Annotated in this window: 25 protein-coding genes; 18 read left to right on the forward strand and 7 right to left on the reverse strand. The window is 67.1% G+C overall.

Translation table 11 applies throughout. From position 1 onward, the window contains the following. Nucleotides 1-12 precede the first annotated feature (12 nt). From ACE3P6_RS08270 to ACE3P6_RS08290, 5 genes are all read left to right on the forward strand, one after another. On the forward strand, nucleotides 13-1,560 hold the full coding sequence (locus ACE3P6_RS08270; RefSeq protein WP_374393662.1) for an NADH-quinone oxidoreductase subunit M: 1,548 nt from the start codon (nucleotides 13-15) through the stop codon (nucleotides 1,558-1,560). Next, entirely contained in the window at nucleotides 1,557-2,993 is a 1,437-nt protein-coding gene (nuoN, locus tag ACE3P6_RS08275; RefSeq protein ID WP_374393665.1) for an NADH-quinone oxidoreductase subunit NuoN, read from the forward strand. Before ACE3P6_RS08270 ends, nuoN begins: the two co-directional genes overlap by 4 nt. Continuing rightward, complete coding sequence (locus tag ACE3P6_RS08280) at nucleotides 2,983-3,732, forward strand: biotin--[acetyl-CoA-carboxylase] ligase (protein WP_374393667.1); 750 nt, start codon at nucleotides 2,983-2,985, stop codon at nucleotides 3,730-3,732. The genes nuoN and ACE3P6_RS08280 overlap by 11 nt, the downstream gene beginning before the upstream one ends. A gap of 70 nt (nucleotides 3,733-3,802) precedes the next feature. After that, entirely contained in the window at nucleotides 3,803-4,576 is a 774-nt protein-coding gene (locus ACE3P6_RS08285) for a type III pantothenate kinase (protein WP_374393721.1), read from the forward strand. Then, the gene (locus ACE3P6_RS08290) at nucleotides 4,573-6,249 is read left to right on the forward strand and encodes a ribonuclease J (protein WP_374393670.1); all 1,677 of its coding nucleotides are present in this window, start codon (nucleotides 4,573-4,575) and stop codon (nucleotides 6,247-6,249) included. Before ACE3P6_RS08285 ends, ACE3P6_RS08290 begins: the two co-directional genes overlap by 4 nt. 70 nt (nucleotides 6,250-6,319) lie before the next feature. On the opposite strand, the gene ACE3P6_RS08295 is transcribed toward ACE3P6_RS08290, so the two are convergent. From ACE3P6_RS08295 to ACE3P6_RS08305, 3 genes are all read right to left on the reverse strand, one after another. Beyond that, nucleotides 6,320-7,966, reverse strand: a complete 1,647-nt coding sequence (locus tag ACE3P6_RS08295; protein ID WP_374393673.1) for a DEAD/DEAH box helicase — start codon at nucleotides 7,964-7,966, stop codon at nucleotides 6,320-6,322. A 118-nt stretch (nucleotides 7,967-8,084) separates the two neighbouring features. Then, entirely contained in the window at nucleotides 8,085-8,918 is an 834-nt protein-coding gene (locus tag ACE3P6_RS08300) for a hypothetical protein (RefSeq protein ID WP_374393676.1), read from the reverse strand. A gap of 69 nt (nucleotides 8,919-8,987) precedes the next feature. Next, on the reverse strand, nucleotides 8,988-10,583 hold the full coding sequence (locus ACE3P6_RS08305) for a peptide chain release factor 3 (protein WP_374393678.1): 1,596 nt from the start codon (nucleotides 10,581-10,583) through the stop codon (nucleotides 8,988-8,990). A gap of 102 nt (nucleotides 10,584-10,685) precedes the next feature. On the opposite strand from ACE3P6_RS08305, the gene ACE3P6_RS08310 reads away from it, so the two are divergent. Together ACE3P6_RS08310 and ACE3P6_RS08315 are read left to right on the forward strand one after the other, a co-directional pair. Further along, a complete protein-coding gene (locus tag ACE3P6_RS08310) occupies nucleotides 10,686-11,462 on the forward strand; it encodes an SDR family oxidoreductase (protein ID WP_374393680.1) in 777 nt (258 codons plus the stop codon). An 81-nt stretch (nucleotides 11,463-11,543) separates the two neighbouring features. Further along, nucleotides 11,544-12,626, forward strand: coding sequence for an ABC transporter ATP-binding protein (locus ACE3P6_RS08315; protein ID WP_374393682.1), 1,083 nt, complete (start codon nucleotides 11,544-11,546; stop codon nucleotides 12,624-12,626). Here the strand turns inward: ACE3P6_RS08315 and ACE3P6_RS08320 are convergent. Then, on the reverse strand, nucleotides 12,623-12,976 hold the full coding sequence (locus tag ACE3P6_RS08320; RefSeq protein WP_374370211.1) for a helix-turn-helix transcriptional regulator: 354 nt from the start codon (nucleotides 12,974-12,976) through the stop codon (nucleotides 12,623-12,625). The two genes, ACE3P6_RS08315 and ACE3P6_RS08320, sit on opposite strands and share 4 nt — an antisense overlap. A 159-nt stretch (nucleotides 12,977-13,135) precedes the next feature. Here ACE3P6_RS08320 and ACE3P6_RS08325 point away from each other — a divergent pair, with 159 nt between their 5' ends. From ACE3P6_RS08325 to ACE3P6_RS08355, 7 genes are read left to right on the forward strand one after another with little or no spacing between them, the layout of a single operon-like run. Further along, nucleotides 13,136-13,339, forward strand: coding sequence for a twin-arginine translocase TatA/TatE family subunit (locus ACE3P6_RS08325; RefSeq protein ID WP_374393685.1), 204 nt, complete (start codon nucleotides 13,136-13,138; stop codon nucleotides 13,337-13,339). A 33-nt stretch (nucleotides 13,340-13,372) separates the two neighbouring features. Beyond that, nucleotides 13,373-13,927 carry a Sec-independent protein translocase protein TatB gene (gene tatB, locus ACE3P6_RS08330; RefSeq protein WP_374393688.1) on the forward strand — a complete coding sequence of 185 codons (555 nt, stop codon included), beginning with the start codon at nucleotides 13,373-13,375 and terminating at the stop codon, nucleotides 13,925-13,927. After that, nucleotides 13,924-14,793 (forward strand): twin-arginine translocase subunit TatC, encoded by an 870-nt coding sequence (gene tatC / locus ACE3P6_RS08335; protein ID WP_374370220.1) that lies wholly within the window; start codon nucleotides 13,924-13,926, stop codon nucleotides 14,791-14,793. The genes tatB and tatC overlap by 4 nt, the downstream gene beginning before the upstream one ends. Then, nucleotides 14,790-15,629, forward strand: a complete 840-nt coding sequence (locus ACE3P6_RS08340; RefSeq protein ID WP_374393691.1) for an ATP-binding protein — start codon at nucleotides 14,790-14,792, stop codon at nucleotides 15,627-15,629. The genes tatC and ACE3P6_RS08340 overlap by 4 nt, the downstream gene beginning before the upstream one ends. A gap of 52 nt (nucleotides 15,630-15,681) precedes the next feature. After that, entirely contained in the window at nucleotides 15,682-16,956 is a 1,275-nt protein-coding gene (locus ACE3P6_RS08345) for a hemolysin family protein (RefSeq protein ID WP_374393693.1), read from the forward strand. A 48-nt stretch (nucleotides 16,957-17,004) separates the two neighbouring features. After that, on the forward strand, nucleotides 17,005-17,184 hold the full coding sequence (locus tag ACE3P6_RS08350) for a hypothetical protein (protein WP_374393696.1): 180 nt from the start codon (nucleotides 17,005-17,007) through the stop codon (nucleotides 17,182-17,184). Further along, complete coding sequence (locus ACE3P6_RS08355) at nucleotides 17,181-17,468, forward strand: type II toxin-antitoxin system RelE/ParE family toxin (RefSeq protein ID WP_374393698.1); 288 nt, start codon at nucleotides 17,181-17,183, stop codon at nucleotides 17,466-17,468. Before ACE3P6_RS08350 ends, ACE3P6_RS08355 begins: the two co-directional genes overlap by 4 nt. Nucleotide 17,469: 1 nt before the next feature. On the opposite strand, the gene ACE3P6_RS08360 is transcribed toward ACE3P6_RS08355, so the two are convergent. The 3 genes from ACE3P6_RS08360 to surE are packed head-to-tail and all read right to left on the reverse strand — an operon-like array spanning nucleotide 17,470 to nucleotide 20,150. Next, on the reverse strand, nucleotides 17,470-18,639 hold the full coding sequence (locus ACE3P6_RS08360) for a peptidoglycan DD-metalloendopeptidase family protein (protein ID WP_374393701.1): 1,170 nt from the start codon (nucleotides 18,637-18,639) through the stop codon (nucleotides 17,470-17,472). A 57-nt stretch (nucleotides 18,640-18,696) separates the two neighbouring features. Next, the gene (locus ACE3P6_RS08365; RefSeq protein WP_374393703.1) at nucleotides 18,697-19,368 is read right to left on the reverse strand and encodes a protein-L-isoaspartate(D-aspartate) O-methyltransferase; all 672 of its coding nucleotides are present in this window, start codon (nucleotides 19,366-19,368) and stop codon (nucleotides 18,697-18,699) included. After that, nucleotides 19,365-20,150 carry a 5'/3'-nucleotidase SurE gene (surE, locus tag ACE3P6_RS08370; protein WP_374393724.1) on the reverse strand — a complete coding sequence of 262 codons (786 nt, stop codon included), beginning with the start codon at nucleotides 20,148-20,150 and terminating at the stop codon, nucleotides 19,365-19,367. Before surE ends, ACE3P6_RS08365 begins: the two co-directional genes overlap by 4 nt. A 126-nt stretch (nucleotides 20,151-20,276) precedes the next feature. Between surE and ACE3P6_RS08375 the strand changes: the two genes are divergently transcribed. From ACE3P6_RS08375 to ACE3P6_RS08390, 4 genes are all read left to right on the forward strand, one after another. Next, nucleotides 20,277-21,044: an ABC transporter ATP-binding protein gene (locus ACE3P6_RS08375; protein WP_374393706.1), complete on the forward strand. Its 768-nt coding sequence runs from the start codon at nucleotides 20,277-20,279 to the stop codon at nucleotides 21,042-21,044. A gap of 32 nt (nucleotides 21,045-21,076) precedes the next feature. Continuing rightward, on the forward strand, nucleotides 21,077-21,844 hold the full coding sequence (locus tag ACE3P6_RS08380; protein ID WP_374393709.1) for a transporter substrate-binding domain-containing protein: 768 nt from the start codon (nucleotides 21,077-21,079) through the stop codon (nucleotides 21,842-21,844). Between the two features lie 275 nt (nucleotides 21,845-22,119). Further along, on the forward strand, nucleotides 22,120-22,857 hold the full coding sequence (locus ACE3P6_RS08385; RefSeq protein ID WP_374393712.1) for an ABC transporter permease: 738 nt from the start codon (nucleotides 22,120-22,122) through the stop codon (nucleotides 22,855-22,857). Further along, nucleotides 22,857-23,633, forward strand: a complete 777-nt coding sequence (locus tag ACE3P6_RS08390; RefSeq protein ID WP_374393715.1) for an ABC transporter permease — start codon at nucleotides 22,857-22,859, stop codon at nucleotides 23,631-23,633. The genes ACE3P6_RS08385 and ACE3P6_RS08390 overlap by 1 nt, the downstream gene beginning before the upstream one ends. Nucleotides 23,634-23,707: the final 74 nt, after the last annotated feature.

Below are 23,707 nucleotides of genomic sequence, written 5' to 3' on the forward strand. Positions count from 1 at the left end.
GGGGCGCGCAAAATGGAAAATCAGCTTCTCTCGATCATCACCTTCCTGCCCCTCGTCGCGGCGGCGATCCTTGCCTTGTTCATGCGGGGCGACGACGCGGCGGCGCGCAAGGGCGCGAAGTGGCTTGCGCTCTTCACCACCACCGCGACCTTCGTCATCTCGCTGTTCGTGCTGTTCCGCTTTGACCCGTCGAACACCGGCTTCCAGTTCGTCGAGGAGCGGAGCTGGATCCTCGGCCTTTCCTACAAGATGGGCGTCGACGGGATTTCCATCCTGTTCGTGATGCTGACCACCTTCCTGATGCCGCTGACCATCTGGTCCTGCTGGGGCGTCGAGACCCGGGTCAAGGAATACATGATCGCTTTCCTCGTGCTGGAAAGCCTGATGCTGGGCGTGTTCTGCGCGCTCGACCTCGTCCTCTTCTACCTCTTCTTCGAGGCCGGGCTGATCCCGATGTTCCTGATCATCGGCATCTGGGGCGGCAAGGACCGCATCTATGCGGCGTTCAAGTTCTTCCTCTACACCTTCCTCGGCTCGGTCCTGATGCTGATCGCGATGATCGCGATGTATCTGGATGCGGGCACCACCGACATGGTGAAGCTTCTGGCGCATGACTTCGGGCATGAGACATTCAGCCTGCTCGGCTTCCAGGTCGTCGGCGGCTTGCAGACCATGCTGTTCCTCGCCTTCTTCGCCAGTTTCGCGGTGAAGATGCCGATGTGGCCGGTGCACACCTGGCTGCCCGACGCGCACGTCCAGGCGCCCACGGCGGGCTCGGTGGTGCTGGCGGCGGTGCTTTTGAAGATGGGCGGCTACGGCTTCCTGCGCTTCAGCCTGCCGATGTTCCCGGTGGGGTCGGAGGTGATGACGCCGCTGGTCCTGTGGATGAGCGCGATTGCCATCGTCTACACCTCGCTGGTGGCACTGGCGCAGACCGACATGAAGAAGCTGATCGCCTATTCCTCGGTCGCGCACATGGGTTACGTCACGATGGGCATCTTCGCGGCGAACCAGCAGGGCGTCGACGGGGCGATCTTCCAGATGTTGAGCCACGGCTTCATCTCGGGCGCGCTCTTCCTCTGCGTCGGCGTGATCTACGACCGGATGCACACCCGCGAGATCGACGCCTATGGCGGGTTGGTGAACCGGATGCCGGCTTACGCGCTGGTCTTCATGTTCTTCACGATGGCCAACGTGGGCCTGCCGGGCACCAGCGGGTTCGTCGGTGAATTCCTCACGCTGATGGGCATCTTCCAGGTCAACACCTGGGTTGCCGCCGTCGCCGCGACGGGTGTGATCCTGTCCGCCGCCTATGCGCTCTGGCTCTACCGCCGGGTCGTCTTCGGCGACCTGATCAAGGAAGCGCTGAAGTCGATCACCGACATGGACGCGCGCGAGAAGGCGATCTTCGCGCCGCTGATCGCGATGACCCTGATCCTCGGCGTCTATCCCAGCCTTGTCACCGACATCATCGGGCCTTCCGTCTCGGCCCTCGTCACCGACTACCAGGCCGCGCAACCGGCTGACGGCCTGGCCCTGAACGAAGGACAGTCCGAATGACCTCCGCCGATTTCCAGACGCTGCTGCCCGAGATCGTGCTGGCGCTCTACGCCATGATCGCGCTGATCGCTGCGGTCTATACCGGCAAGGACAAGCTTGCCGCCACGCTGGTCTGGGCGACGGCGGGGCTCTTCGTGGCGCTGGCGCTCTACATCGGCGCGGGCGGGGCGGGGGAGCGGACGGTGTTCGCGGGCCTTTTCACCGACGACCCCTTCGCGCGCTTCGCCAAGGTCACGATCCTGCTGTCGGCGGCGGCGGTGCTGGTGATGAGCCAGGACTACATGACCCGGCGAGAGCTTTTGCGCTTCGAATACCCGATCCTGATCACGCTTGCCGTCACAGGCATGATGGTCATGGTCTCGGCCGCCGACCTGATCACGCTCTACATGGGGCTGGAGCTGCAGTCGCTCTCGCTCTACGTCGTCGCCTCGATGCGGCGGGACAGTGCCAAGTCGTCGGAAGCGGGCCTGAAATACTTCGTGCTGGGGGCGCTGTCGTCGGGCCTTCTGCTTTACGGCGCCTCGCTGGTCTATGGCTATGCGGGCACCACGCAGTTCGCGGGGATCCTGACGACGCTGTCGGATGGCGTGCCGCTGGGGCTGCTCTTCGGCCTCGTCTTCATGCTGGCGGGCCTCGCCTTCAAGGTCAGCGCGGTGCCGTTCCACATGTGGACGCCCGACGTCTACGAAGGCTCGCCCACGCCGGTCACCGCCTTCTTCGCCACCGCACCCAAGGTCGCCGCGATGGGCCTGATCGCGCGGCTGGTGCAGGACGCCTTCGGCGGCATTCCCGGCCAATGGGGCCAGGTGCTGGCGGGGCTTTCGGTCGCCTCGATGTTCCTTGGCGCCGTGGCGGCGATCGGCCAGCGCGACTTCAAGCGGCTGATGGCCTATTCCTCGATCGCCCATATGGGCTATGCGCTGATCGGGCTTTGCGTCGGCACCGCCTACGGGGTGCAGGCGACGCTGATCTACATGGCGATCTATGTCACGATGAACGTCGGCACCTTCGCCTTCATCCTGTCGATGGAGCGGGACGGGCGTCCGGTCAGTGACATCGCAGGCCTGAACCAGTTCGCGAAGAAGGAACCCTTGAAGGCGCTGGCGATGCTGGTGCTGCTGTTCAGCCTCGCCGGGGTGCCGCCGATGGTCGGCTTCTTCGGGAAGTTCTACGTCCTGAAGGCCGCCGTCGATGCGGGCTGGACCTGGCTGGCGGTGGCGGGGGCGGTGGCCTCGGTCATCGGGGCCTTCTACTACCTGCGAATCGTCTATTTCATGTATTTCGGTGCCGAACAGGAGCCGGTCGACAGCCGCATGGCCCCGGTGCAATGGGCGATGCTGGTGGTGGTCGCGGCGATCATGGTGCTGGGCATCGTGAACCTGTTCGGGATCGAGCCTGCGGCCGCCGTCGCCGCCGAAGCGCTTGTCCGCTAAGGGCGAAGGGGCAGGGCGGATCGTCCTGCCCGAAATCGACAGCACCAATGCCGAGGGCTTCCGGCGGGCCGCCACGCTCGCCGGGCCGACCTGGATCCTCGCCGGGCTCCAGACCGCAGGCCGGGGTCGCCGCGCGCGGCCCTGGACCAGCCCGCCGGGCAATTTCCACGGCACGCTGGTCCTGAAACCATCCGGGTCGCCCGAGACGGTTGCCCTCCGCTCCTTCGCCGCCGCGCTGGCCTTGCGCGATGCGCTGGTGCAGGTGACGGGGCTGGGCAACAGCTTCACCCTGAAATGGCCGAACGATGTGCTCTGCAATGGCGGCAAGCTGGCGGGCATCCTTCTGGAATCCCAAGGGTTGAATGGACCCGACCCGGTCCTCTGCATCGGCATCGGCGTCAACCTGATCGCCGCGCCCGACCCCTCGCAGGTGGAGCCGGGAGCCGTCCCGCCCGTTTCGCTCCTGCAGGAAACCGGGCTGAGGATCACGCCTGAGACCTTCCTCGACGCCCTCGCCCCCGCCTATGCCCGCTGGGAGGCCAGCTTCCAGGCCGAAGGCTTCGCCCCCCTGCGCGCCGCATGGCTGGCCCATGCCGCCCGGTTGGGCGAGACGATCCGCGCCCGCACCGGGAACGACAGCCGCGAGGGCGTGTTCGAGGGCATCGACGCCAGCGGCAACCTGATCCTGCGGATGACCCAAGGTCCGGTTGCCATTCCCGCTGCCGAGGTGTTCTTTTGACCGACCAGTGCCGGGGTCTAAAATTTTTCGCGAAAAATTTTAGACCCCGCGTCCCGTGAAAGGCCAGCCCATGCTTCTCGCCATCGACTGCGGCAACACCAATACCGTCTTCTCGATCTGGGACGGCGCGAAGTTCCTCGCCACCTGGCGGATCGCCACCGACCACCGGCGCACGGCTGACGAATACTTCGTCTGGCTCACCAGCCTGATGACCCTGGCCGGAACCGAGGCGACGATCACCGAGGCGATCATCTCCTCCACCGTCCCCCGCGTGGTCTTCAACCTGCGCGTCCTGTGCGACCGCTACTTCAACTGCCGCCCGCTGGTCGTCGGCAAGCCGGAAACGAGGCTCCCCGTCGCCCCCCGCGTCGACCAGGGCACCACGGTCGGCCCCGACCGGCTGGTCAACACCGTCGCGGGCTTCGACCGGCATGGCGGCGACCTGATCGTCGTCGACTTCGGCACCGCCACCACCTTCGACGTGGTGGACCACGACGGCGCCTATATCGGCGGGGTCATCGCGCCCGGCGTCAACCTGTCGCTGGAGGCCTTGCACATGGCCGCCGCCGCGCTACCTCACGTCGATGTGGCCAGACCGGCCAAGGCCATCGGCACGAATACGGTGGCCTGCATGCAGTCGGGCGTGTATTGGGGCTACATCGGTCTGGTCGAGGTCATCGTGCGCGAAGTGCGGCGTGAGCGGGACCGCCCGATGAAAGTGATCGCGACCGGGGGCCTTGCCAGCCTGTTCGCCCAAGGGACCGAGCTGTTTCATTCCATCGAGGACGACCTGACCATGCACGGCCTCGTCCTGATCAACGCCTTCAACAAGGATGCCCCATGAGCGCGAACCGCCTGATCTACCTTCCCCTCGGCGGCGCCGGCGAGATCGGGATGAATTCCTACGTCTACGGCTACGGGCCGAAGGGCAAGGAACGGCTGATCCTGGTCGACCTGGGCGTGGCCTTCCCCGACATGGACACCTCGCCCGGCGTCGACCTGATCCTGCCAGACGTGAGCTGGCTGCATGACAAGCTGGACCGGCTGGAGGCGATCTTCATCACCCATGCGCATGAGGACCACATCGGCGCGCTGGCGCCCCTTTGGACCCAGCTTGAGAAGAAGGTCTACGCCCGCCGCTTCACCGCCACCATCGGGCGGCTGAAGTTCGAGGAGGCCGGGCTGCCGGTCGACCAGATCGTCACCGTGGAACCCCGCCCCGCGACGGTCGAGGTCGGCCCGTTCAAGGTGCAGTTCGTCCCCGTCTCGCATTCCATTCCGGAGTCATCGGCGCTGGTGATCGACACGCCTGCGGGCCGCATCTTCCACTCCGCCGACTTCAAGATCGACCACACGCCGGTGGTGGGCGAGGGTTGGGAGGATTCCCGCATCGCCGAGATCGTGGCCGAACGCCCGGTCAAGGCGATGACCTGCGATTCGACCAACGTCTTTTCCACCCACGAGGGCCGCTCCGAGGCGACGCTGGCCGAACCGCTGGCCGAGCTGATCCGCAGCCGCAGCGGCATGGTGGTGGCGACGACCTTCGGGTCGAACGTCGCGCGGCTGAAGACGCTGGCCGAGGCGGGGCGGGCGGCGGACCGGACGATCTGCGTGCTGGGCCGGTCGATGAAGCGGATGCTCTCGGCAGCGGAAGAGGCGGCGGTGCTGTCGGGTTTCCCGAAGACCGTGACGCCCGAGGAGGCGCTGGAAGTGCCGCGGCGCAACCTGATGCTATTGGTCACCGGGAGCCAGGGCGAACGCCGGGCGGCTTCGGCGCAGCTCAGCCGTGGCAAGTATCTGGGGATCGAGATGAAGGAGGGGGACACCTTCCTCTTTTCCTCCAAGACCATTCCCGGCAACGAACGTGACGTGCTGCGGGTCTGGAATGCGTTTTCCGAAATGGGCGTGCAGGTGATCGACGACCAGGGTGGCAAGTATCATGTCTCGGGCCATGCCAACCGCCCGGACCTGGAGCATGTGCACCGCCTCGTCCTGCCCGACATGCTGATCCCGATGCATGGCGAGCACCGGCACCTGACCGAACACGTCCGCATCGCGACCGAGGCCGGGATCGCCGCCGCCGTGGCCCCCAACGGCACGATGCTGGACCTGACGGGCGACGTGCCGGAGGTGGCGGAATATGTGGAAACCGGACGGCTCTATCTGGACGGCACGGCGCTGATCGGGGCGCTGGACGGGGTGGTGCGCGACCGCATCCGCATGGCGCTGAACGGGCTGGTGACGGTGACGGTGATCCTGGACGAAAGCGACAGCCCGATGGGCGAGCCCTGGGTCGAGCTGATGGGCCTGCCGCCCACGGGGCGTGGTGAGCGTCCGCTGGGCGAGACGATGGAGGCCGACCTCGACGAGGTGATCGGGCGGCTTGGTCGCAAGGTGATGGCCGACGACGACAAGCTGGAAGAGGAAATCCGCAAGACCGTCCGCCAGGTCGCGATGGAAGAGATCGGCAAGAAGCCCGAAGTGACGGTGGTGATCAGCCGGCTGGTGGCCGAGTGACGGCTCCTCGCTTCCCTTCGGTCGCTCCTCGCTGAGGGATGCGAAGACCGACCGAAGGAAGGGATGAGCGTCAGCCCTCGGTGCCGGTGGCCGGGGCTTCCTCGACCTCTTCGACCGCGGGCGCGGCCTTCAACGCAAAGCTGCGCAGGATGAAATCGGGCACATGGTCGCCCATGCCGATCACCGAGGGCCCCAGGTCGCGGTCGCGGCGGTAGTCGCGGCGATCGTCCCGACGCTCTTCCCGCGGCTCGCGGCGTTCGTCCCGGCGGTCCTCGCGCGGCTCACGGCGATCATCCCGACGCTCGCCCCGACCTTCGCTGCGCTCCTCGCCCCGGCTCTCACGGCGACGGTCACTCCTCGGCTCGCGGCGCTCTTCCCGACGCTCCTCGCGCGGGGCGTCCTCGGCCACCTCGGCCTTCGGCGCCACGACCACCGGCTCCATCGCCGCCACCTCGTCATGCGCCTTCACCGGGCGCTCGCGGTCACGGCCCCGTCCGCCGCGTTCCCGGCCCTTGCGATCCTCGCGCGGGGCGCGGTCCGGGCGGCTGTCGGCGGTCGAGGGCTCGAAGCCCTCCGGCGCCTCGCCATGCGGAATTTCCGCCTTGATCAGGCTCTGGATGGCTTTCAGGTATTTCTCGTCCGAGGGCACCGCGATGGTGAAGGCCTTGCCCAGACGCCCCGCGCGGCCCGTGCGGCCGATGCGGTGGACGTAATCCTCGGGGTGCGAGGGCACGTCGAAGTTGAACACATGGCTGACCGCCGGGATATCCAGCCCCCGCGCCGCCACGTCCGAGGCGACGAGGAGATGCAGCGTCCCGTCGCGGAAGGCGTCCAGCGTCTTCATCCGTTCCGATTGCGCCAGGTCGCCGTGGATCGGCGCCGCGTTGAACCCGTGTGATTTCAGCGACTTCGCCACCACGTCCACGTCCATCTTGCGGTTGCAGAAGATGATCGCGTTGGTGCAGGCCTCGCCCTCGGCCTTGATCAGCGCGCGCAGCATGGCCCGCTTGTCGCCGAAGCTGCGGTCCTTGCGGATGGGAGTCACCTGGATCAGCGCCTGGGTGATCGTGGTCGAGGTCGTCGCCTGGCGCGCCACCTCGATCTTGGCCGGATCCTTCAGGAAGGTCTTGGTGATCCGCTCGATCTCGGGTGCCATCGTGGCCGAGTAGAACATCGTCTGCCGCTTCGGAGGCGTCAGGGTGAAGATGCGCTCGATGTCCGGGATGAAGCCCATGTCGAGCATCCGGTCGGCCTCGTCCACCACCATGATCTGCACGCCGGTCAAGAGCAGCTTGCCACGCTCGAAATGGTCCAGCAGACGCCCCGGCGTCGCGATCAGCACGTCGACGCCGCGGTCGATCAGCTTGTCCTGCTCGCCGAAGGCGACCCCGCCGATGAGAAGCGCCTTGGTCAGCTTGGTGTGCTTGGCGTAGATGTCGAAGTTCTCGGCCACCTGGGCGGCGAGTTCGCGCGTCGGCGCCAGCACCAGCGACCGCGGCATCCGGGCACGGGCGCGGCCCTGACCCAGCAGCGTGATCATCGGCAGAGTGAAACTGGCGGTCTTGCCGGTGCCGGTCTGGGCGATCCCCAAGACATCGCGCCCGGTCAGCGCATGGGGAATGGCCTCGGCCTGGATCGGGGTGGGGGTCTCGTAACCTGCTTCGGTGACGGCCTGCAGCACGCGCGGGTCCAGCGCGAGTTCGGTAAACTTGGTCATATGCGTCCTATGAATGCGGTATCGGACCGCATGGATGATGGGACGCAAGTTTCCGGGCGCCCCGGCGTCTCGGCCCGTTTTGGCCGCCGAAGGCGCATAGCGGAAATCGTCCCTCCGGTCAAGCCGGGGGCGTGTCGCCGGGGTCAGGCGCATCCGGGTCGGCTGTCGGCAGCGCGGCCCGGTCCAGCCGGTCCAGCTGCTTGCCCGCCCGCATCATGCCGATCCGCCGGAACAGGTTGCCGGGATCGGCGTTCAGCCGCTGCAACAGGTGGCAGGCCAGCGGGCCGACCACCGGCACCTTCTCGGCTTCGCCCCAGATCTGCGCCAGCAGGTTGATGTCCAGCCCGCCGTCTCCCAGGTTGAAATGCGGCATGTCCAGCGGCAGGCGCCGGTTTCGGACGCGCCGCAGCGGGAAGGGCGTCGCCGGGTCGGTGCCGGAGTGGAGGCGCTCGAATTCGTAAAGCTTCATCAGCGAGAAAAGCACGTTGATCGACAGCCCCACCCGGCGCTCTGCCTCGGTCTCGCCGTGGTCGCCGAAGGTGATCGCCGAGGAGATCAGCCAGCGCCCCGGCAGTTCCGGCATCAGCTTTGGCCCGGCTTCGGCCCAGATACGGCGGAAAAGGGCAGGCGCATGGGCCGGGAAGCGTTGTTTCCTGAGATGCGCGATCAGGATCGCGTTGACTGCCGCCAGTTCCGGCTTGCCCGCAAGCTCGACCCGCATCTGGTGCAGCTTCTTCGCGTGCAGGGTCTGGGGGCCTTCCAGTGGCGGGATCGTTGCGGGGATGCGTGTCGCCAGAAGGGGGGCGAGGTCAAGGTCGGCCGGAGGGAACCAGTCGCGCGCCGCCAGTTTCAACCGCCGCCGCCGCTGCTTCCAGATGCCGACCAGGCTGTCGGGCGCATCGGGGTAGGTCTCGATGGGGTCGTCGGGCGCAGCGGGATCGGGCGTCGTCATGCTGAGGCTGGCCTTGTTCCCTTGGTCCCGCGCAGGCTAGGGCGCGGCCCGGAAGCGGTCAAGCGCGGCTCAGGCCATCATCTCCTTGGTCGCGGTCAGCTTCACGCCCGGATAGTCGCGCACCACGCGGTCGATGTCCCATTGCAGCCGGGTCAGGAACACGAGATCCCCGTCGCTGTCATGCGCGATATGGCCCTTGTTGACGTTCACCAGCTTCTCGATCTCGGCCTTGTCGCCGGAAATCCAGCGGGCCGAGGTGAAGTTCGACCCTTCGAAGCGGACGGGCAGCGAATATTCCTGCTCGATCCGGGAGGCCAGCACGTCGAACTGCAACGCGCCCACCACCCCGACGATATAGCCCGACCCGATCATCGGCTTGAAGACCTTGGCCGCACCTTCCTCGGCGAACTGGGTCAGGGCCTTTTCCAGGTGCTTGGCCTTCAGCGGGTCCAGCGCCCGGATGGATTGCAAAAGCTCCGGCGCGAAAGACGGGATGCCGGTAAAGCGCAGCGCCTCACCCTCGGTCAATGCGTCGCCGATGCGCAGCTGGCCGTGGTTCGGGATGCCGATGATGTCGCCCGCCCAGGCCTCCTCGGCCAGTTCGCGGTCGGCGGCGAGGAAGAGGACCGGGTTGGTGATCGACATCGGCTTCTTCGAGCGGACGTGGTGCAGCTTCATGCCGCGCTCGAAATGCCCCGAGGCGAGGCGGACAAAGGCCACCCGGTCGCGGTGCTTGGGGTCCATGTTGGCCTGCACCTTGAAGACGAAGCCCGTCACCGCCGGTTCCGCCGGATCGATCTGGCGTTCGGCGGCCTTCTGCGGCTCGGGCTCCGGCCCGAATTCGCCGATGCCGTCCATCAGCTCCTTCACCCCGAAGGAGTTGATGGCGGACCCGAACCAGATCGGGGTCATGTGACCTTCGAGGAAGGCCTTGCGGTCGAAGGCCGGAAGCAGTTCCCGCACCATTTCCAGCTCTTCATGGAACTTGGCCAACAGGTCCGCCGGGATGTGTTCGGCAAGCTTCGGGTCGTCCACGCCGGAAATCTGGATCGACTCGGCCACCTTGTTGCGGTCGGCGCGGTCCATGATCTCCAGCCGGTCGTGCAGAAGGTCATAGGCGCCCACGAACTCGCGCCCGGTGCCGATGGGCCAGCTTGCGGGGGTCACGTCGATCGCCAGGTTTTCCTGGATCTCGTCGATGATCGCGAAGGTGTCGCGGCTTTCGCGGTCCATCTTGTTGCAGAAGGTCAGGATCGGCAGGTCGCGCATCCGGCAGACCTCGAACAGCTTTCGCGTCTGGCTTTCCACGCCCTTGGCCCCGTCGATCACCATGATCGCGGCATCCACCGCCGTCAGCGTGCGGTAGGTATCCTCGCTGAAATCGCTGTGGCCGGGGGTGTCCACCAGGTTGAAGCGGTACTGCCGGAAGTCGAAGCTCATCGCCGAGGCGGAAACGGAAATCCCGCGATCCTGTTCCAGCTTCAGGAAGTCCGACCGGGTCCGGCGCGCCTCGCCCTTGGCGCGGACCTGACCTGCCATCTGGATCGCGCCGCCGAACAGCAGGAACTTTTCGGTCAGCGTGGTTTTCCCGGCATCCGGGTGCGCGATGATCGCGAAGGTCCGGCGGCGGGCGATTTCGGGCGGAAGGGGGGCGCGGTTCGACATGCGGCTCCCTTATCCTGCGGCGGGCCGCGCCGCAACAGAGGCGCGTCTTGCCCTTGCAGCCTTGGCTGCTAGGCTTGCGGCACATGCAGGAGGGTTTGCGCGATGGATCTGGGAATTGCGGGAAAGCGGGCGCTGGTCTGCGCCTCGTCGAAAGGCTTGGGCCGGGGCTGTGCCGAGGCGCTGGCAGATGCGGGGGCCGATCTGGTGATGAACGCGCGCGGGGCCGAGGCGCTGGAGGCGGCGGCCCATGACATCCGGCTAAGGTATCAGGTGAAGGTCACCACCGTGTCCGCTGATATCACGATGGAATCCGGTCGAGCGGCAGTGCTGGCGCAGGGGCCGTTCGACATCCTTGTCACCAACGCGGGCGGTCCTCCGCCGGGCATGTGGTCGGACTGGAGCCGCGAGGATTTCATCAAGGCGCTCGATGCCAACATGCTGACCCCCATCGCCCTGATGCAGGCCGTCCTGCCGGGGATGATGGCGCAAGGCTGGGGCCGGGTGGTCAACATCACCAGCGTGTCGGTGAAATCTCCGGTGCCGGTGCTGGGCCTGTCGAATTCGGCCCGCGCCGGGTTGACCGGCTTCGTCGGCGGCACCTCGCGGCAGGTGGCGGGCAAGGGGGTCACGATCAACAACCTGCTGCCCGGCATCCACGCGACCGACCGGGCCATCGCGCTGGACGGGGCGGTGGTGAAGGCGCGCGGGATCAGCATGGAGGAGGCGATCTCGGAACGTTCGGCGACCATCCCGGCGGGACGCTACGGCACGCCAGCGGAATTCGGCGCGGCCTGCGCCTTCCTCTGCTCGCAGCACGCGGGCTTCATCGTGGGCCAGAACATCCTGCTGGACGGTGGGGCGACGAATACGACGATGTAAGATTGTCTCCGGCGTCGGGCGCGTGACCTTGCCCCTGTTGGGCGGGGCTGCTAGGAAACCTGAGTGTTTCCGTTGAGTTCCATGCCCGACGTCCCCGCTCCGCGCCTTGAGGTCAGTCACATCGTCCGCTCCTTCGGCGGGCGGCGGGTGGTGGACGACGTCTCGCTGTCGGTCGCGGCGGGGCAGGTGACCTGCCTGCTCGGCCCCTCGGGCTGCGGCAAGTCCACCACGCTGCGGATGATCGCCGGGGTCGAGCGGGTGGATGCCGGCGAGGTGCGGCTGGACGGCGTGACGGTGGCCGGGCCGGGGGTGCATATGCCGCCCGAGTTGCGCTCGGTCGGGCTGATGTTCCAGGACTTCGCGCTCTTCCCGCATCTGACGGTGGCCGACAATGTCGGCTTCGGGCTTCGGGCCGACCGCGCAGCGAAGGCGCGACGCATAGACGAACTCCTTGAAAAGGTGGATCTCTCCGGTTTCGGACGCAAGCACCCGCATGAGCTTTCGGGCGGCGAGCAGCAGCGCGTGGCCCTGGCGCGGGCGCTGGCGCCGCGCCCGCGCGTCATGCTGATGGACGAGCCCTTCTCCGGCCTTGACAACCGGCTGCGCGACGGCATCCGCGACCGGACGCTGGAACTCTTGAAAGAGGAAGGCACGGCGGTCCTTCTGGTGACGCACGAGCCCGACGAGGCAATGCGGATGGCCGACGAGATCGCGCTGATGCGGCAGGGGCGGATCGTGCAGAAGGGCGCGCCCTACAACGTCTACAACGCGCCGGTTGACAAGGCGGCCGCCGCCTTCTTCAGCGATATCAACGTGATATGCGGTACTTCGCGCGGCGCCCTGACCGCGACCCCCTTCGGCGAGTTCCTGACGCCCGGCCACAGGGATGGGGCCGAGGTCGAGATCGTGATCCGCCCGCAGCACCTGCGCATCGACTTCGACCGGGGTGGCCGCGGCCCGAACCCGACACCCGAGGACGGCACCCCCGCCCGCGGCACCGTGTTGCGCAGCCGCTACCTCGGCCGCGAGAGCCTCGTGGATTTCGCGATGGATTTCGAGGGCGCGAAGTTGACAGCCAGCGTGCCGGGGGTCTTCCTGCCGAAGCCCGGCACTGTCCTGTGGCTGATGATCCGCCGCGACCGCTGCTTCGTCTTCGGGGTCTAGCCCTCCGTCTCGATCCCCGACTGCGGCAGCAGGGTGGCGACCTTGTAGAGCAGGCTCCGCGCCGCCTTCGCGCGCGGGTTCCCCTCCAGCCCCACATGGCGCAGCCCTTCCACCAATGCCTCCAGTTCCTCGGGCGTCAGCATGGTGGGCGGCAGCATCAGCGGCGAGCGCAGGATGTAGCCGAGGCCGCGTTCGCCCGTCACCGGCAGTCCGGTCGCCGCCAGCATCTCCATGTCGCGCCAGATCGTGCGGGTCGACACGCCGAGTCGCGCCGCCAGTTCCGACGCCGTGTGCAGTCGCCCGTCGCGCAGGGACTGGACGATATCGTAGAGCCGCGCGTCGCGTTTCATGGCCGAATCCGGGGCAGGGGGCCCACTTACTGACAAAATACTGTCAGTAGACTGCCCAAGGCAAGCCGCTTCGGCCTTTCATGCGGGGCCCGCGCGGACCTATTAGGGGGCAGACGAACCCAGGCCGGTGCTTTCGGCCAGAGACAAGGAGATGACGACATGCATATGGGAAGCCCGATCCAGCTTCTGCTGATCGCAATCGTGGTGCTGGTCCTGTTCGGGCGCGGCAAGATCGCCGGGATGATGGGCGAATTCGGCAAGGGTATCACCGCCTTCAAGAAGGGCATCCGCGAAGGCTCGGAAGAGCTGGAGAAGCAGGCCGCCGACGAAGCCAAGGACGTCACGCCCAAGGACAAGATCTGAGGCTGAGGCCCGGCTTTTCGGAAAGCACAAGAGATGTTCGATATCGGCTGGATGGAACTGATGGTGATCGGCGTCGTGGCGCTGATCGTCGTGGGGCCCAAGGACATGCCCGAGATGTTCCGGCAACTGGGGCGCTTCACCGCGAAGATCCGCAGCATGGGCCGGGAATTCAGCCGGGCGATGGAGCAGGCCGCCAAGGAAAGCGGGGTGGATGAAGTCCGCCGCGACCTGAAGGCGGTGACGAACCCGGTCTCGACCGGCATGCAAAGCCTGAAATCCGCCGCCGACAAGTTCGAGAAATGGGACCCGGTGAAGAACGCCGCCAAGCCCTCGACACCCGCGCCCGCACCGGCGGCCGCCCCCATGACCCCGTCGCCGGCTCCGGCGCAGGCCGTGGCCGTTCCGGTCGAGACCCCGGCGGCAGGTCCCGCGACGCAGGCGCTGATCGACAAGCAGGCGGCGCGCAAGGCCATCATGGACGAGATGAACGCGAAGCTGAAGGCACTGGATGCAGGCGATGCGCCCGCCGCCGCGCAGCCAGCGAAAGCGCCGGGCCGTCGGCGCAAAGCCAAGGGCGATGAGGCATGACGAAGCAAGACAGCATCGACGACAGCTCGGCCCCGCTGATCGAGCACCTGGCGGAACTGCGCAACCGCATCCTCTATTCCATCGCGGCTTTCACGGCGGCCTTCCTCTTCGCCTGGATCTTCTGGAAGCCGGTCTTCGACATCCTGAAGGCCCCGCTCTGCAACGTGCTCACCGAACGCGGGCAGGAATGCCAGCTGGTGCTGATCAAGATGCAGGAAGGCTTCTTCGTCTCGATGAAGATCGGTCTCTGGGGCGGCTTTGCCCTGGCCTTTCCGGTCATTGCCTACCAGCTCTGGCGCTTCGTCGCCCCCGGCCTCTACCGCAGCGAGAAGGCGGCCTTCCTGCCATTCCTGGTCGCCTCGCCGGTGATGTTCGTGCTGGGCGGGGTGGTGGCCTATTTCGTGATCCTGCCTTGGGCGTTCCAGTTCTTCCTGTCCTACCAGGACAGCTTCGCCGCCTCGGTGAACGATGCGGGCAGCCTGTCCAAGGTTCCCTCGGGCGTCGTCTTCCAGGGCTCGATGGAAAGCTACCTGTCGCTGACGATGAGCTTCGTCATGGCTTTCGGCATCTGTTTCCAGCTTCCCGTGCTGCTGACGCTGATGGGGCGGGCCGGGCTGGCCTCGTCGCGCGGGCTGAAACAGATGCGGAAATATGCAGTCGTCGGCATCCTTTTCGTGGCCGCGATGGTCACGCCGCCCGACGTGATGAGCCAGCTGATCCTCTTTGCGGTGATCTACCCGCTGTATGAAATCTCGATCTTCCTTGTCGCCCGGTTCGAACGCCAGCGCGAGGCGCAGATGCGGGCCGATGGCACCTGGGTCGACATCGACGAGGATGACGAAGGCGCAGCGGGCACCAACGCATGACCGACGCGCTGGACCGGATCGCTTCGGCGCTGGAGCGGCTGGCCCCGGCGCCGATGCCTGCCCCGGATTTCGCGGCCGAGGCCTTCGTCTGGCACGTCTCGCCCGACCGGCTTGATCCGGTCGCCCATGTCAGCCGCGTCGATATCGGGCTTTTGATCGGGGTCAACCGCTCGCGCGACACGCTCCTGGACAACACCCGGCATTTCGCCGCCGGGCTTCCCGCCAACAATGCGCTGCTCTGGGGGGCGCGCGGGATGGGGAAATCCTCGCTGGTCAAGGCCGTGCATGCGCAGGTCCGGGCCGAGGGGCATGACCTGAAGATCGTCGAGCTTTCGCGTGAGGACCTGCCGTCTGTCCAGCGCCTGCTGGCCCATCTGCGCGCTGCGCCGCACCGCTTCCTGCTGTTCTGCGACGACCTGTCGTTCAGCCATGACGACCAGCACTACAAGTCGCTGAAAGCCGTGCTCGACGGCGGCATCGAGGGGCGGCCGGAGAACGTGCTGTTCTACGCGACCTCGAACCGCCGCCACCTGATGCCGCGCGACATGATCGAGAACGAACGTTCGTCCGCGATCAACCCGGGCGAGGCGGTGGAGGAGAAGGTCTCGCTCTCCGACCGCTTTGGCCTCTGGCTTGGCTTCCATCCCTGTTCGCAGGACGACTACCTCGACATGATCCGCGGCTATTGCGGCGCGCATGGGGTGAAGGTCCCCGAGGATCGTCTGGTGGCCGAGGCGATCGAGTGGCAGGCGACGCGCGGCGGGCGCTCGGGCCGGGTCGCCTGGCAGTTCTTCTGCGACCTCGCGGCGCGCGAAGGGGTGCGCATCCGCGCCTGACATGTGATCTTCACTTGCAGCGCACGGCGTCTCGCCTTACGCGGGATGGATCATGATCACCGAAATCCTGGTCATCCTGGCCCTGATCGTCCTGAACGGCGTGCTCGCCATGTCCGAGCTGGCCATCGTCAGCGCGCGGCCCGCCCGCCTGAAGCCGCTGGAAGCCAAAAGCCGCGGTGCCCGCATGGCCTTGCGTCTGGCCGAACACCCCGGCCGGTTCCTGTCGACGGTGCAGATCGGCATCACGGCCGTCGGCGTCCTCTCCGGCGCGCTGTCGGGCGCGACCCTGGGCCTGCGCCTGCAACAATGGCTGCAAGCGCAGGGGGTTGAACCGGACTGGGCCTCGACCCTGGGCGTGGGCGGCGTGGTCGTGGCGATCACCTATGTCAGCCTGATCGTCGGCGAGCTGGTTCCGAAGCAGATGGCCTTGCGCAATGCCGAAGGGGTGGCGATCCGCATGGCCCCGGCGATGACCTTCCTCTCCGTCATCGGCGCGCCGCTGGTCTGGTTCCTTGACAAGTCCGGCAAGGCGCTCCTCTGGCTTCTCGGCCAGCGCGGGGAAAGCGAGAACCGGGTGACGGAGGAGGAAGTCCACGTCCTCTTGGCCGAAGCACACGAGGAAGGCGTGCTGGAGGACGAGGAGCGCGAGATGATCACCGGCGTCATGCGGCTGTCGGATCGCACCGCCCGCGCCCTGATGACCCCGCGCCACGAGGTCGAGATGCTGCCGCTGGATGCCGTCGGCGCCGAAGCCGTGGCCGCGATCCGCAAGGTTGCCCGCCCCCGGATGCCCGTCGCCAACACCGAGGGCGACGTGATGGGCATCGTGCTTTTGTCCGACGCCTTCCAGGTCGTCTCTCGCCGCGAGACGCTGGACCTGAAAGCGCTGGTCCGCGAGGTGCCGGTGGTCTCCGACCGGGCCGAGGCGCTGGATGTGCTGGAAATCCTGCAGAAATCCGAGCATCACTTCGCACTCGTCTATGACGAATACGGCCATTTCGAAGGCATCCTGACCACAGGCGACGTGCTGGAGGCGATCACCGGCGCGGTGGCGTCCAGCGAGCCCGACGAACCTGCCATCGTCACGCGCGAGGACGGCAGCTACCTCGTCGCGGGCTGGATGCCGGTCGACGAATTCTGCGACCGGCTGGGCCTGCCCCGCGAAATGGCGGGGGAATACGACACCGTCGCGGGCCTCGTCCTGCACCAGCTGGGCCAGATCCCCGACCTCGGCGCGCATTTCACCGCCGAGGGCTTCCGGTTCGAGGTCATCGACCTGGACGGCCGTCGTATCGACAAGGTGCTGGTGGCGCAGGCGGGGGGCTGATTGCCGGACGGCACCCGATCGCCTATACTTACGCTGAGGAGTGACCCAATGCGCATCGACAAGAGGGCCGAGATCGACCGCTGGATCAAGCCCGACGGGCCGGAGGTCCAGCCGGAGCCGGGCTATGAGGAATGGCTCGAGGCCGAGATCGCAGCCGGGATCGCCGAGCTGGATGCGGGGAAGGGTATTCCCGCCGCCGAAGTCTGGAAGTCTCTCGGCCTGGAATGAAGCTGATCATTTCGCCGCTTGCAGCGCATAGGCTGCGGGAAATCCAGGCCCATATCGCATTGGACGGCAACCTGAACGCTGCCTTGCGGGTTGTGCTGCGCATCCGCCAGTCCGCTGAAATCCTGACGGATTTTCCCGAGCTTGGCGCCAGATGGCGAGGTGGAAAAACCCGGACCCTCGTCGTCTCGGGTCTGCCGTATCGTCTTCACTACAGGGTCGACAGCGGTGCCGTCGAAATCCTGACGGTCTCCCACACCAGCCAGAAACCCCGGCGTTTCCTCTGACCTACTGCAGATACCCCACCGGATCGAAGCTCTGCTTCGAGGTGTTGCGGACCTCGAAGTGGACGAAGGCCGGGTCGCCGGGCGCGACCTTGCCGATCTCCTGCCCGCGCTTCACCTTGTCGCCCTTCTTCACCACCATGCCCGACACGCCGACATAGACCGTCAACAGGTCGCCCGCGTGGCGGATGATGACGATCCCCTTGCCGTTGGTATCCGCCGACAGCACCGTCACCGTGCCCGCATCCGCGGCCTTCACCGCACTGCCCGCTGCAGCGGCGATGTCGATCCCCTGGTTCTTCTTCGCGTCGTAGCCCCGGATGATCTTGCCGGAGGCCGGCATCGCCATCTTGGACGGCTTGGTCTTCTCGGCCCCCATATCGGGCGAGGGCGGGGTGCCCTTGGGCTTGGTGCCGGTGGCCTCGGTCTTTTCGTCCGGCAGCGGCTTCTTGGCCGAGGGCGGCTCGGGGGTGGGCGAGCCTGCACCGGGCGCGGTCGGCACCGGTTCCGGGTCGGGCGCGGCGGCGGTGGCGACGGGAATGATCAGCGTCTGTCCCTCGCGCACCGCCATGTCGGAGCCGAGCTGGTTCCAGTCGGCCAGCGCCTTGGCCGAGACGTTGTAGGTCCGCGCGATGGTGAAGGCCGTCTCGCCCCGCGCGACGCGATGGGTCAGCGGCTGGCCCGAGACCGGCTTCGAGGCCACAGGCGAGGACTTGACCGGGGTCGGCCCGGCTTCGTCCAGCGCAGTGGTGGCAATCGAGGTGATGTCGATGCCGCCGCCCGAGGCCGGGGCCGTGCCGCCGATCACCGCCGGCTGCGGGGAAGCGGCGACACGCTTCGGCAGCAAGAGCATCTCGCCCTCGCGCAGCGGGTCGCTCGGGCGCAGCGCGTTGGTGCGCGCGAATTCCTCGGGGTTCATGCCCAGACGGCTTGCCATGCTGGCGACGGTCTCGCCGCGCCGGGCGGTGGCCATCTGGTAGTCGGGATATGAGATGATGCCGTTGCCATCAGGCGTGGGCGCCGCCGCCGTGGCCTGCCGCGCCGCATCCGACGTGTCGCCGCCGCCTGCCCGCAGGTCCCAGTCCAGCTTGCCGGTGTCAAGGCACCCGGCCAGTGCCATCGCACTTGCGCCAAGCACCAGCGTGGCCCGCAGTCTCGATCCGGTTCTTGTCATGTCATCCCGCCTGATGATCCGCCCGACCGGGTTCAGCCCGGTTCATGGGCGCGAATGTTACTCGGAGCCGATCCCTTCGACCAGTGGGACAAAGCGCACTGGGCGAAGTTCCTCGTAGTCAAAACCGCTTTGGGTGCGCGTGACCTTGATCAGCGCCTGCACCGCGTCGGACTGGCCGACCGGCACAACCATGATCCCGCCGGGCTTCAACTGTTCCAGAAGCGGCCCCGGCGGGTCCTCCGCCGCCGCCGTCACCAGGATGCGGTCGAAGGGCGCCTGGTCCGGCAAGCCGTGCGAGCCATCCGCCGTGATCGTGGTGATATTGACCAGATCGAGCTGGCGGAACAGCTCTGCCGCCTCGCGCACCAGGCGGCGGTAGCGGTCCACGGTATAGACCCGGCGGGCCAGCTGCGACAGGATCGCCGCCTGGTAGCCGGACCCCGTGCCCACCTCCAGCACCGTGTCGCGCGGGTTCACCTGCAGCGCCTGCGTCATCAGCCCCACCACCGAAGGCTGGCTGATCGTCTGGCCGCAGGCGATGGGCAGCGGCATGTCCTCATAGGCGCGGTCGGCGAAGGTGCCGCGGACGAAGAGGCCACGGTCGATCTTCTCCATCGCGGTCAACACGCGGCTGTCGGTCACGCCACGGGTGCGGAGGGCAAAGAGAAAGCGCATCTTGCGTTCGGCAAGCGGGCCGGAGGTCGGGTCGTCCTCCGCTCCTTCCGTCATGCCAGCCTCGCCTCAAGGTCGGCCAAGAGGTCATGCGCGGTCAGGTCGGCGCGCATCGGGGTGATCGAGATGAAACCGTCCAGGTTCACCGCCGCGTCGCTGCCGGGCAGGGTGGGCGTGTGCTGGGGACCGCCCTTGATCCACAGGAACTTGCGGCCCGAGGGCGACAGATGCGGCTCGACGCTGAAGGCGGTGTCGCGGCGGAAGCCCTGCGGCGCGACCATCATCCCCTTGGTCGCCTTGGCGGGCAGGGGCGGGAAGTTGATGTTGTAGAAGGTCCGATAGTCGCCGTCGGTCCAGATCCCCTTGTCCAAGAGCGCACGCACCACGGCGGCCCCGTGGGTGCGGGCGCTTTCGACCGGATCGGCCAGCCGGGCATTGTCGGGCCCGATGAACTGCGACAGGGCGATGGCCGGAACGCCCTGCAACGCCGCCTCCATCGCGCCGCCGATGGTGCCGGAGTAAAGCACGTTCTCGGCGGCGTTGTTGCCCCGGTTGACGCCGGACAGCACGAGGTCGGGCTTCGCGCCGTCCAGCACATCGTAGATCGCCGCCAGCACGCAATCGGCCGGCGACCCTTCGGCGGCAAAGCGTCGGGGGCCAAGCTCGGCGATCATCATCGGGTGGGTATAGCTGATGCAATGCCCGACGCCCGACTGTTCGAAGGCGGGCGCGACGGTCCAGACCTCGCCATCCTTTCCGGCGATCTGGCTGGCGATCCCGGTCAGAACCTCCAGCCCCGGCGCGTTGATGCCGTCGTCATTGGTGATCAGGATGCGCATTCGGGTCCTCATTCTGCCGTTCCTGATTAGACGACCCTCCCCGTGCCTTCAAGGCGCGATGGGACAAGGAAAAGCTTGCGCGGCGTCGAATTGCACGCTTGTATGACAGCAGGCCGGGGGGAGCACATGGCACAGACCGACAGGCCAGAGGCGATCCGGGTTGCCGACCTGCACAAGAGCTTCGGCGCCCATCATGTGCTGAAGGGCGTCTCGCTGACTGCGCGGCAGGGCGACGTGGTGGCGATCATCGGCGGCTCGGGTTCGGGCAAGTCCACCATGCTGCGCTGCATCAACTTCCTGGAAACCCCGTCCTCGGGCCAGATCAGCATCGCGGGCGAAGCGGTCACGATGCGCCCCGACGGCACCCCCGCCGACCGCCGCCAGATCGAACGCATCCGCCAGTCGCTTGGCATGGTGTTCCAGAGCTTCAACCTCTGGACCCACCGCACCGTGCTGGAGAACCTGATCGAAGTGCCGGTCCATGTCCTGAAATGCCCGAAGGACGAGGCGGTGGCCCGCGCCCGCAAGCTTCTCGCCCGCGTCGGCCTGGCCGAGAAGGAGGGCGCCTATCCCGCCTTCATGTCCGGCGGCCAGCAGCAGCGCGCCGCCATTGCCCGCGCGCTCTGCATGGAACCGAAGGCGATGCTCTTCGACGAACCGACCTCCGCGCTCGACCCCGAACTGGTGGGCGAGGTGCTGCAGGTGATCCGGGGCCTCGCGGACGAAGGGCGCACGATGATCCTTGTGACCCACGAAATGAAATTCGCCCGCGAGGTGGCCAGCCACGTCATCTACCTCCACAATGGCCAGATCGAGGAGGAAGGCCCGCCGGACCAGCTGTTCGGCGCGCCGAAATCCGAACGGCTGAAACAATTCCTGAAATCCGTCGCCTGAACAGGCGGAACCCAACCAGCAAGGAGAGACCGATGAAATTCAAGATGCTTCTCGCCGCCGCCTGCCTGATGGCCGCGCCGGTGGCCGCGCAAGAGGTCAAGGTCGGCATCGCCGCCGAGGCCTATCCGCCCTTCGCCAGCCCCGACGCCAGCGGCAACTGGGTCGGCTGGGAGATCGACATCATCAACGCCGTCTGCGCGGCCGGCGAGATGCAATGCGTGATCACCCCGGTCGCCTGGGACGGGATCATCCCCTCGCTGACCTCGGGCCAGATCGACGTGATCATGGCCTCGATGTCGATCACCGACGAACGCAAGCAGTCGATCGACTTCAGCGACAAGTACTACAACACGCCCACCGTCATCGTCGGCACCAAGGGGGTCGAGATGGCGCCCACCGCCGAAGGGCTGGCGGGCAAGATCATCGGCGTGCAGGCCTCGACCGTCCATGCCGCCTATGTCGAGAAGCATTTCGCCGCCACCGCCGCCGAGGTGAAGATCTACCAGACCCAGGACGAGGCGAACTCAGACCTCGCGGCGGGCCGGATCGACGCGACCCAGGCCGACAGCATCGCGCTGGATGCCTTCCTCGCCACCGATGCGGGCAAGGCCTGCTGCGAGCTGAAGGGCGCGGTCGCCGATGACCCGGAGGTGCTGGGCCTTGGCGTCGGCGCCGGGGTGCGCAAGGGCGACGACGCGCTGCGCGAAAAGATCAACGCCGCGATCAAGAAGATCCGCGAGGACGGCACCTACGACAAGATCACCGCCAACTACTTCGCCTCGTCGATCTACGGCGACTGATCCGTGACCGTCGGGGGTGCGGCGCTGTCCGGTCGGACACTTCCCTTCCGCCAGGGGCGGGGGGGTGCGTGCCCGTGCGGCCTGCTGCCCCCCACCCCCAGCCCCTCCCCACAGCGGGGGAGGGGAGGCGCAGGGCGCGACTGGCGTGACACAGGGCAAACGGCTGGCCTGCAACCTTTCTCCTATGAACTTCCGCCTCCCGGCCAAGCGCTTCCCTCCCCCCGCGTGGGGGAGGGAGAGGGAGGGGGGGCCGCCGCCTGCAAAGGGGGCACCCCATGACCGGCGGCGCGCTCCTGATCTCGACGCTCGACCTCCTCGCCTGGGCACCGCCCGGCTGGGGGCAGACCCTGGCCGTCGCGCTGGCGCAGTCGATCATGATCGCGCTTGGCGCATATGGCCTTGGCCTCCTGATCGGCATCGGCGGGGCCTATGGCAAGCTCTACGGCGGGCCGGTGACGCGCGACCTTCTGGCGATCTACACCACCATCGTCCGGGCGGTGCCGGAGCTGATCCTGATCCTGATCCTCTATTTCGCCTTCACCTCCTCGATCAACAACCTGCTTCTCGCCTGGGGCTATGACCGGATCCAGATTTCCGGCTTCGCCGCCGGGATCGCCGTCCTGGGCGTGGTGCAGGGCGCCTATGCGACCGAGGTCCTGCGCGGCGCGATCCTCTCGGTCCCGCACGGCCAGATCGAGGCCGCCCGCGCGATGGGAATGCCGCCACTGATGCTCGCCTGGCGCGTGACCCTGCCGCAAATGCTGGCGGCGGCGATCCCCGGACTTGCGAACCTCTGGCTGATCGCCACCAAGGACACGGCACTGCTGGCCGTGGTCGGCTATGCCGAACTGACGCTGGTGACGCGGCAGGCGGCCAGCACGACCAAGGCCTTCTTCACCTTCTTCATGGCGGCGGGGATGCTGTATCTGGCGATCTCCATCCTCTCGACGCTGGTCTTCAACCGGATCGAGGCCTGGGCCCGGCGCGGCCAGGTCCGGGGCGAGGGGCGCTGATGCAGGGCTTCTGGGTGCCGCGGCGGCTGGTGATGGCGGGGGTCGGCCTCGGCATCGTGGTCTGGTGCGCGCTGGCGCTGAACTGGACCTGGCTGGCGGTGCCAAAATACCAGAGCCTGATCCTGCAAGGCATCTGGACGACCTTCTGGCTTCTGGTCGTGACCATGCTGCTCGGCATGGCGCTGGCCATTCCCCTGGGGCTGGCGCAGGCGGTGGGGCCCTGGTGGCTGGCCGCCCCGGCGCGGGTGTTCTGTTCGGTGATCCGGGGCACGCCGCTCCTCTTGCAGCTCTGGCTCCTCTACTACGGGCTCGGCTCGCTCTTCCCGTCGATCCCCTGGATCCGGGGCTCCGACCTCTGGCCGATCCTCAGGCAGGCCTGGCCCTATGCGGTTCTGGCGCTCTCGCTCTCGGTCGCGGGCTACGAGGGCGAGGTGATGCGCGGCGCTTTCAAGGGCGTGCCGCATGGCCAGCTCGAGGCCGCGAAGGCGATGGGAATGCCGCGCTTCACTTTGTTCCGGCGCATCTGGCTGCCACAGGCCCTGCAGCGGGTGCTGCCGACGCTGGGCGGGGAAACCGTGCTGCAGATGAAGGCGACGCCCTTGGTGGCGACAATCACCGTGGTCGACATCTACGCCGTGTCCTCGCGCATCCGGCAGGACACGTTCGTGGTCTATGAGCCGCTTCTGCTGCTGGCCGTGGTCTACATGGCCATCGCCGGGCTGATCGTGCTGCTGTTCCGCTGGCTGGAACGCCGGGTGCCGCAGAAGACGGCGTGATCCGGGCCGCTCGTCGTGCGCCTTCGGCTTCTCCTCGCTGGTTTTCCTGCCCCGGCGAGGAGAAGCCGAAGGCG

Origin of the sequence: Tabrizicola sp. (assembly GCF_041911175.1) — a bacterium.
Taxonomy (GTDB): Bacteria; Pseudomonadota; Alphaproteobacteria; order Rhodobacterales; family Rhodobacteraceae; genus Tabrizicola.

What these genes read in the sequence shown, in the direction of transcription:
- ACE3P6_RS08390 (WP_374393715.1), top strand. Translation starts at nt 22,857, where the DNA reads ATGCAGGGCTTCTGGGTGCCGCGGCGGCTGGTGATGGCGGGGGTCGGC.
- ACE3P6_RS08285 (WP_374393721.1), top strand. Translation starts at nt 3,803, where the DNA reads ATGCTTCTCGCCATCGACTGCGGCAACACCAATACCGTCTTCTCGATC.
- ACE3P6_RS08315 (WP_374393682.1), top strand. Translation starts at nt 11,544, where the DNA reads ATGCCCGACGTCCCCGCTCCGCGCCTTGAGGTCAGTCACATCGTCCGC.
- ACE3P6_RS08345 (WP_374393693.1), top strand. Translation starts at nt 15,682, where the DNA reads ATGATCACCGAAATCCTGGTCATCCTGGCCCTGATCGTCCTGAACGGC.
- surE (WP_374393724.1), bottom strand. Translation starts at nt 20,150, where the DNA reads ATGCGCATCCTGATCACCAATGACGACGGCATCAACGCGCCGGGGCTG.
- ACE3P6_RS08325 (WP_374393685.1), top strand. Translation starts at nt 13,136, where the DNA reads ATGCATATGGGAAGCCCGATCCAGCTTCTGCTGATCGCAATCGTGGTG.
- ACE3P6_RS08290 (WP_374393670.1), top strand. Translation starts at nt 4,573, where the DNA reads ATGAGCGCGAACCGCCTGATCTACCTTCCCCTCGGCGGCGCCGGCGAG.
- ACE3P6_RS08365 (WP_374393703.1), bottom strand. Translation starts at nt 19,368, where the DNA reads ATGACGGAAGGAGCGGAGGACGACCCGACCTCCGGCCCGCTTGCCGAA.
- ACE3P6_RS08385 (WP_374393712.1), top strand. Translation starts at nt 22,120, where the DNA reads ATGACCGGCGGCGCGCTCCTGATCTCGACGCTCGACCTCCTCGCCTGG.
- ACE3P6_RS08270 (WP_374393662.1), top strand. Translation starts at nt 13, where the DNA reads ATGGAAAATCAGCTTCTCTCGATCATCACCTTCCTGCCCCTCGTCGCG.
- ACE3P6_RS08360 (WP_374393701.1), bottom strand. Translation starts at nt 18,639, where the DNA reads ATGACAAGAACCGGATCGAGACTGCGGGCCACGCTGGTGCTTGGCGCA.
- ACE3P6_RS08375 (WP_374393706.1), top strand. Translation starts at nt 20,277, where the DNA reads ATGGCACAGACCGACAGGCCAGAGGCGATCCGGGTTGCCGACCTGCAC.
- ACE3P6_RS08310 (WP_374393680.1), top strand. Translation starts at nt 10,686, where the DNA reads ATGGATCTGGGAATTGCGGGAAAGCGGGCGCTGGTCTGCGCCTCGTCG.
- ACE3P6_RS08380 (WP_374393709.1), top strand. Translation starts at nt 21,077, where the DNA reads ATGAAATTCAAGATGCTTCTCGCCGCCGCCTGCCTGATGGCCGCGCCG.
- ACE3P6_RS08295 (WP_374393673.1), bottom strand. Translation starts at nt 7,966, where the DNA reads ATGACCAAGTTTACCGAACTCGCGCTGGACCCGCGCGTGCTGCAGGCC.
- ACE3P6_RS08350 (WP_374393696.1), top strand. Translation starts at nt 17,005, where the DNA reads ATGCGCATCGACAAGAGGGCCGAGATCGACCGCTGGATCAAGCCCGAC.
- ACE3P6_RS08340 (WP_374393691.1), top strand. Translation starts at nt 14,790, where the DNA reads ATGACCGACGCGCTGGACCGGATCGCTTCGGCGCTGGAGCGGCTGGCC.
- ACE3P6_RS08355 (WP_374393698.1), top strand. Translation starts at nt 17,181, where the DNA reads ATGAAGCTGATCATTTCGCCGCTTGCAGCGCATAGGCTGCGGGAAATC.
- ACE3P6_RS08305 (WP_374393678.1), bottom strand. Translation starts at nt 10,583, where the DNA reads ATGTCGAACCGCGCCCCCCTTCCGCCCGAAATCGCCCGCCGCCGGACC.
- nuoN (WP_374393665.1), top strand. Translation starts at nt 1,557, where the DNA reads ATGACCTCCGCCGATTTCCAGACGCTGCTGCCCGAGATCGTGCTGGCG.
- tatB (WP_374393688.1), top strand. Translation starts at nt 13,373, where the DNA reads ATGTTCGATATCGGCTGGATGGAACTGATGGTGATCGGCGTCGTGGCG.
- tatC (WP_374370220.1), top strand. Translation starts at nt 13,924, where the DNA reads ATGACGAAGCAAGACAGCATCGACGACAGCTCGGCCCCGCTGATCGAG.
- ACE3P6_RS08320 (WP_374370211.1), bottom strand. Translation starts at nt 12,976, where the DNA reads ATGAAACGCGACGCGCGGCTCTACGATATCGTCCAGTCCCTGCGCGAC.
- ACE3P6_RS08300 (WP_374393676.1), bottom strand. Translation starts at nt 8,918, where the DNA reads ATGACGACGCCCGATCCCGCTGCGCCCGACGACCCCATCGAGACCTAC.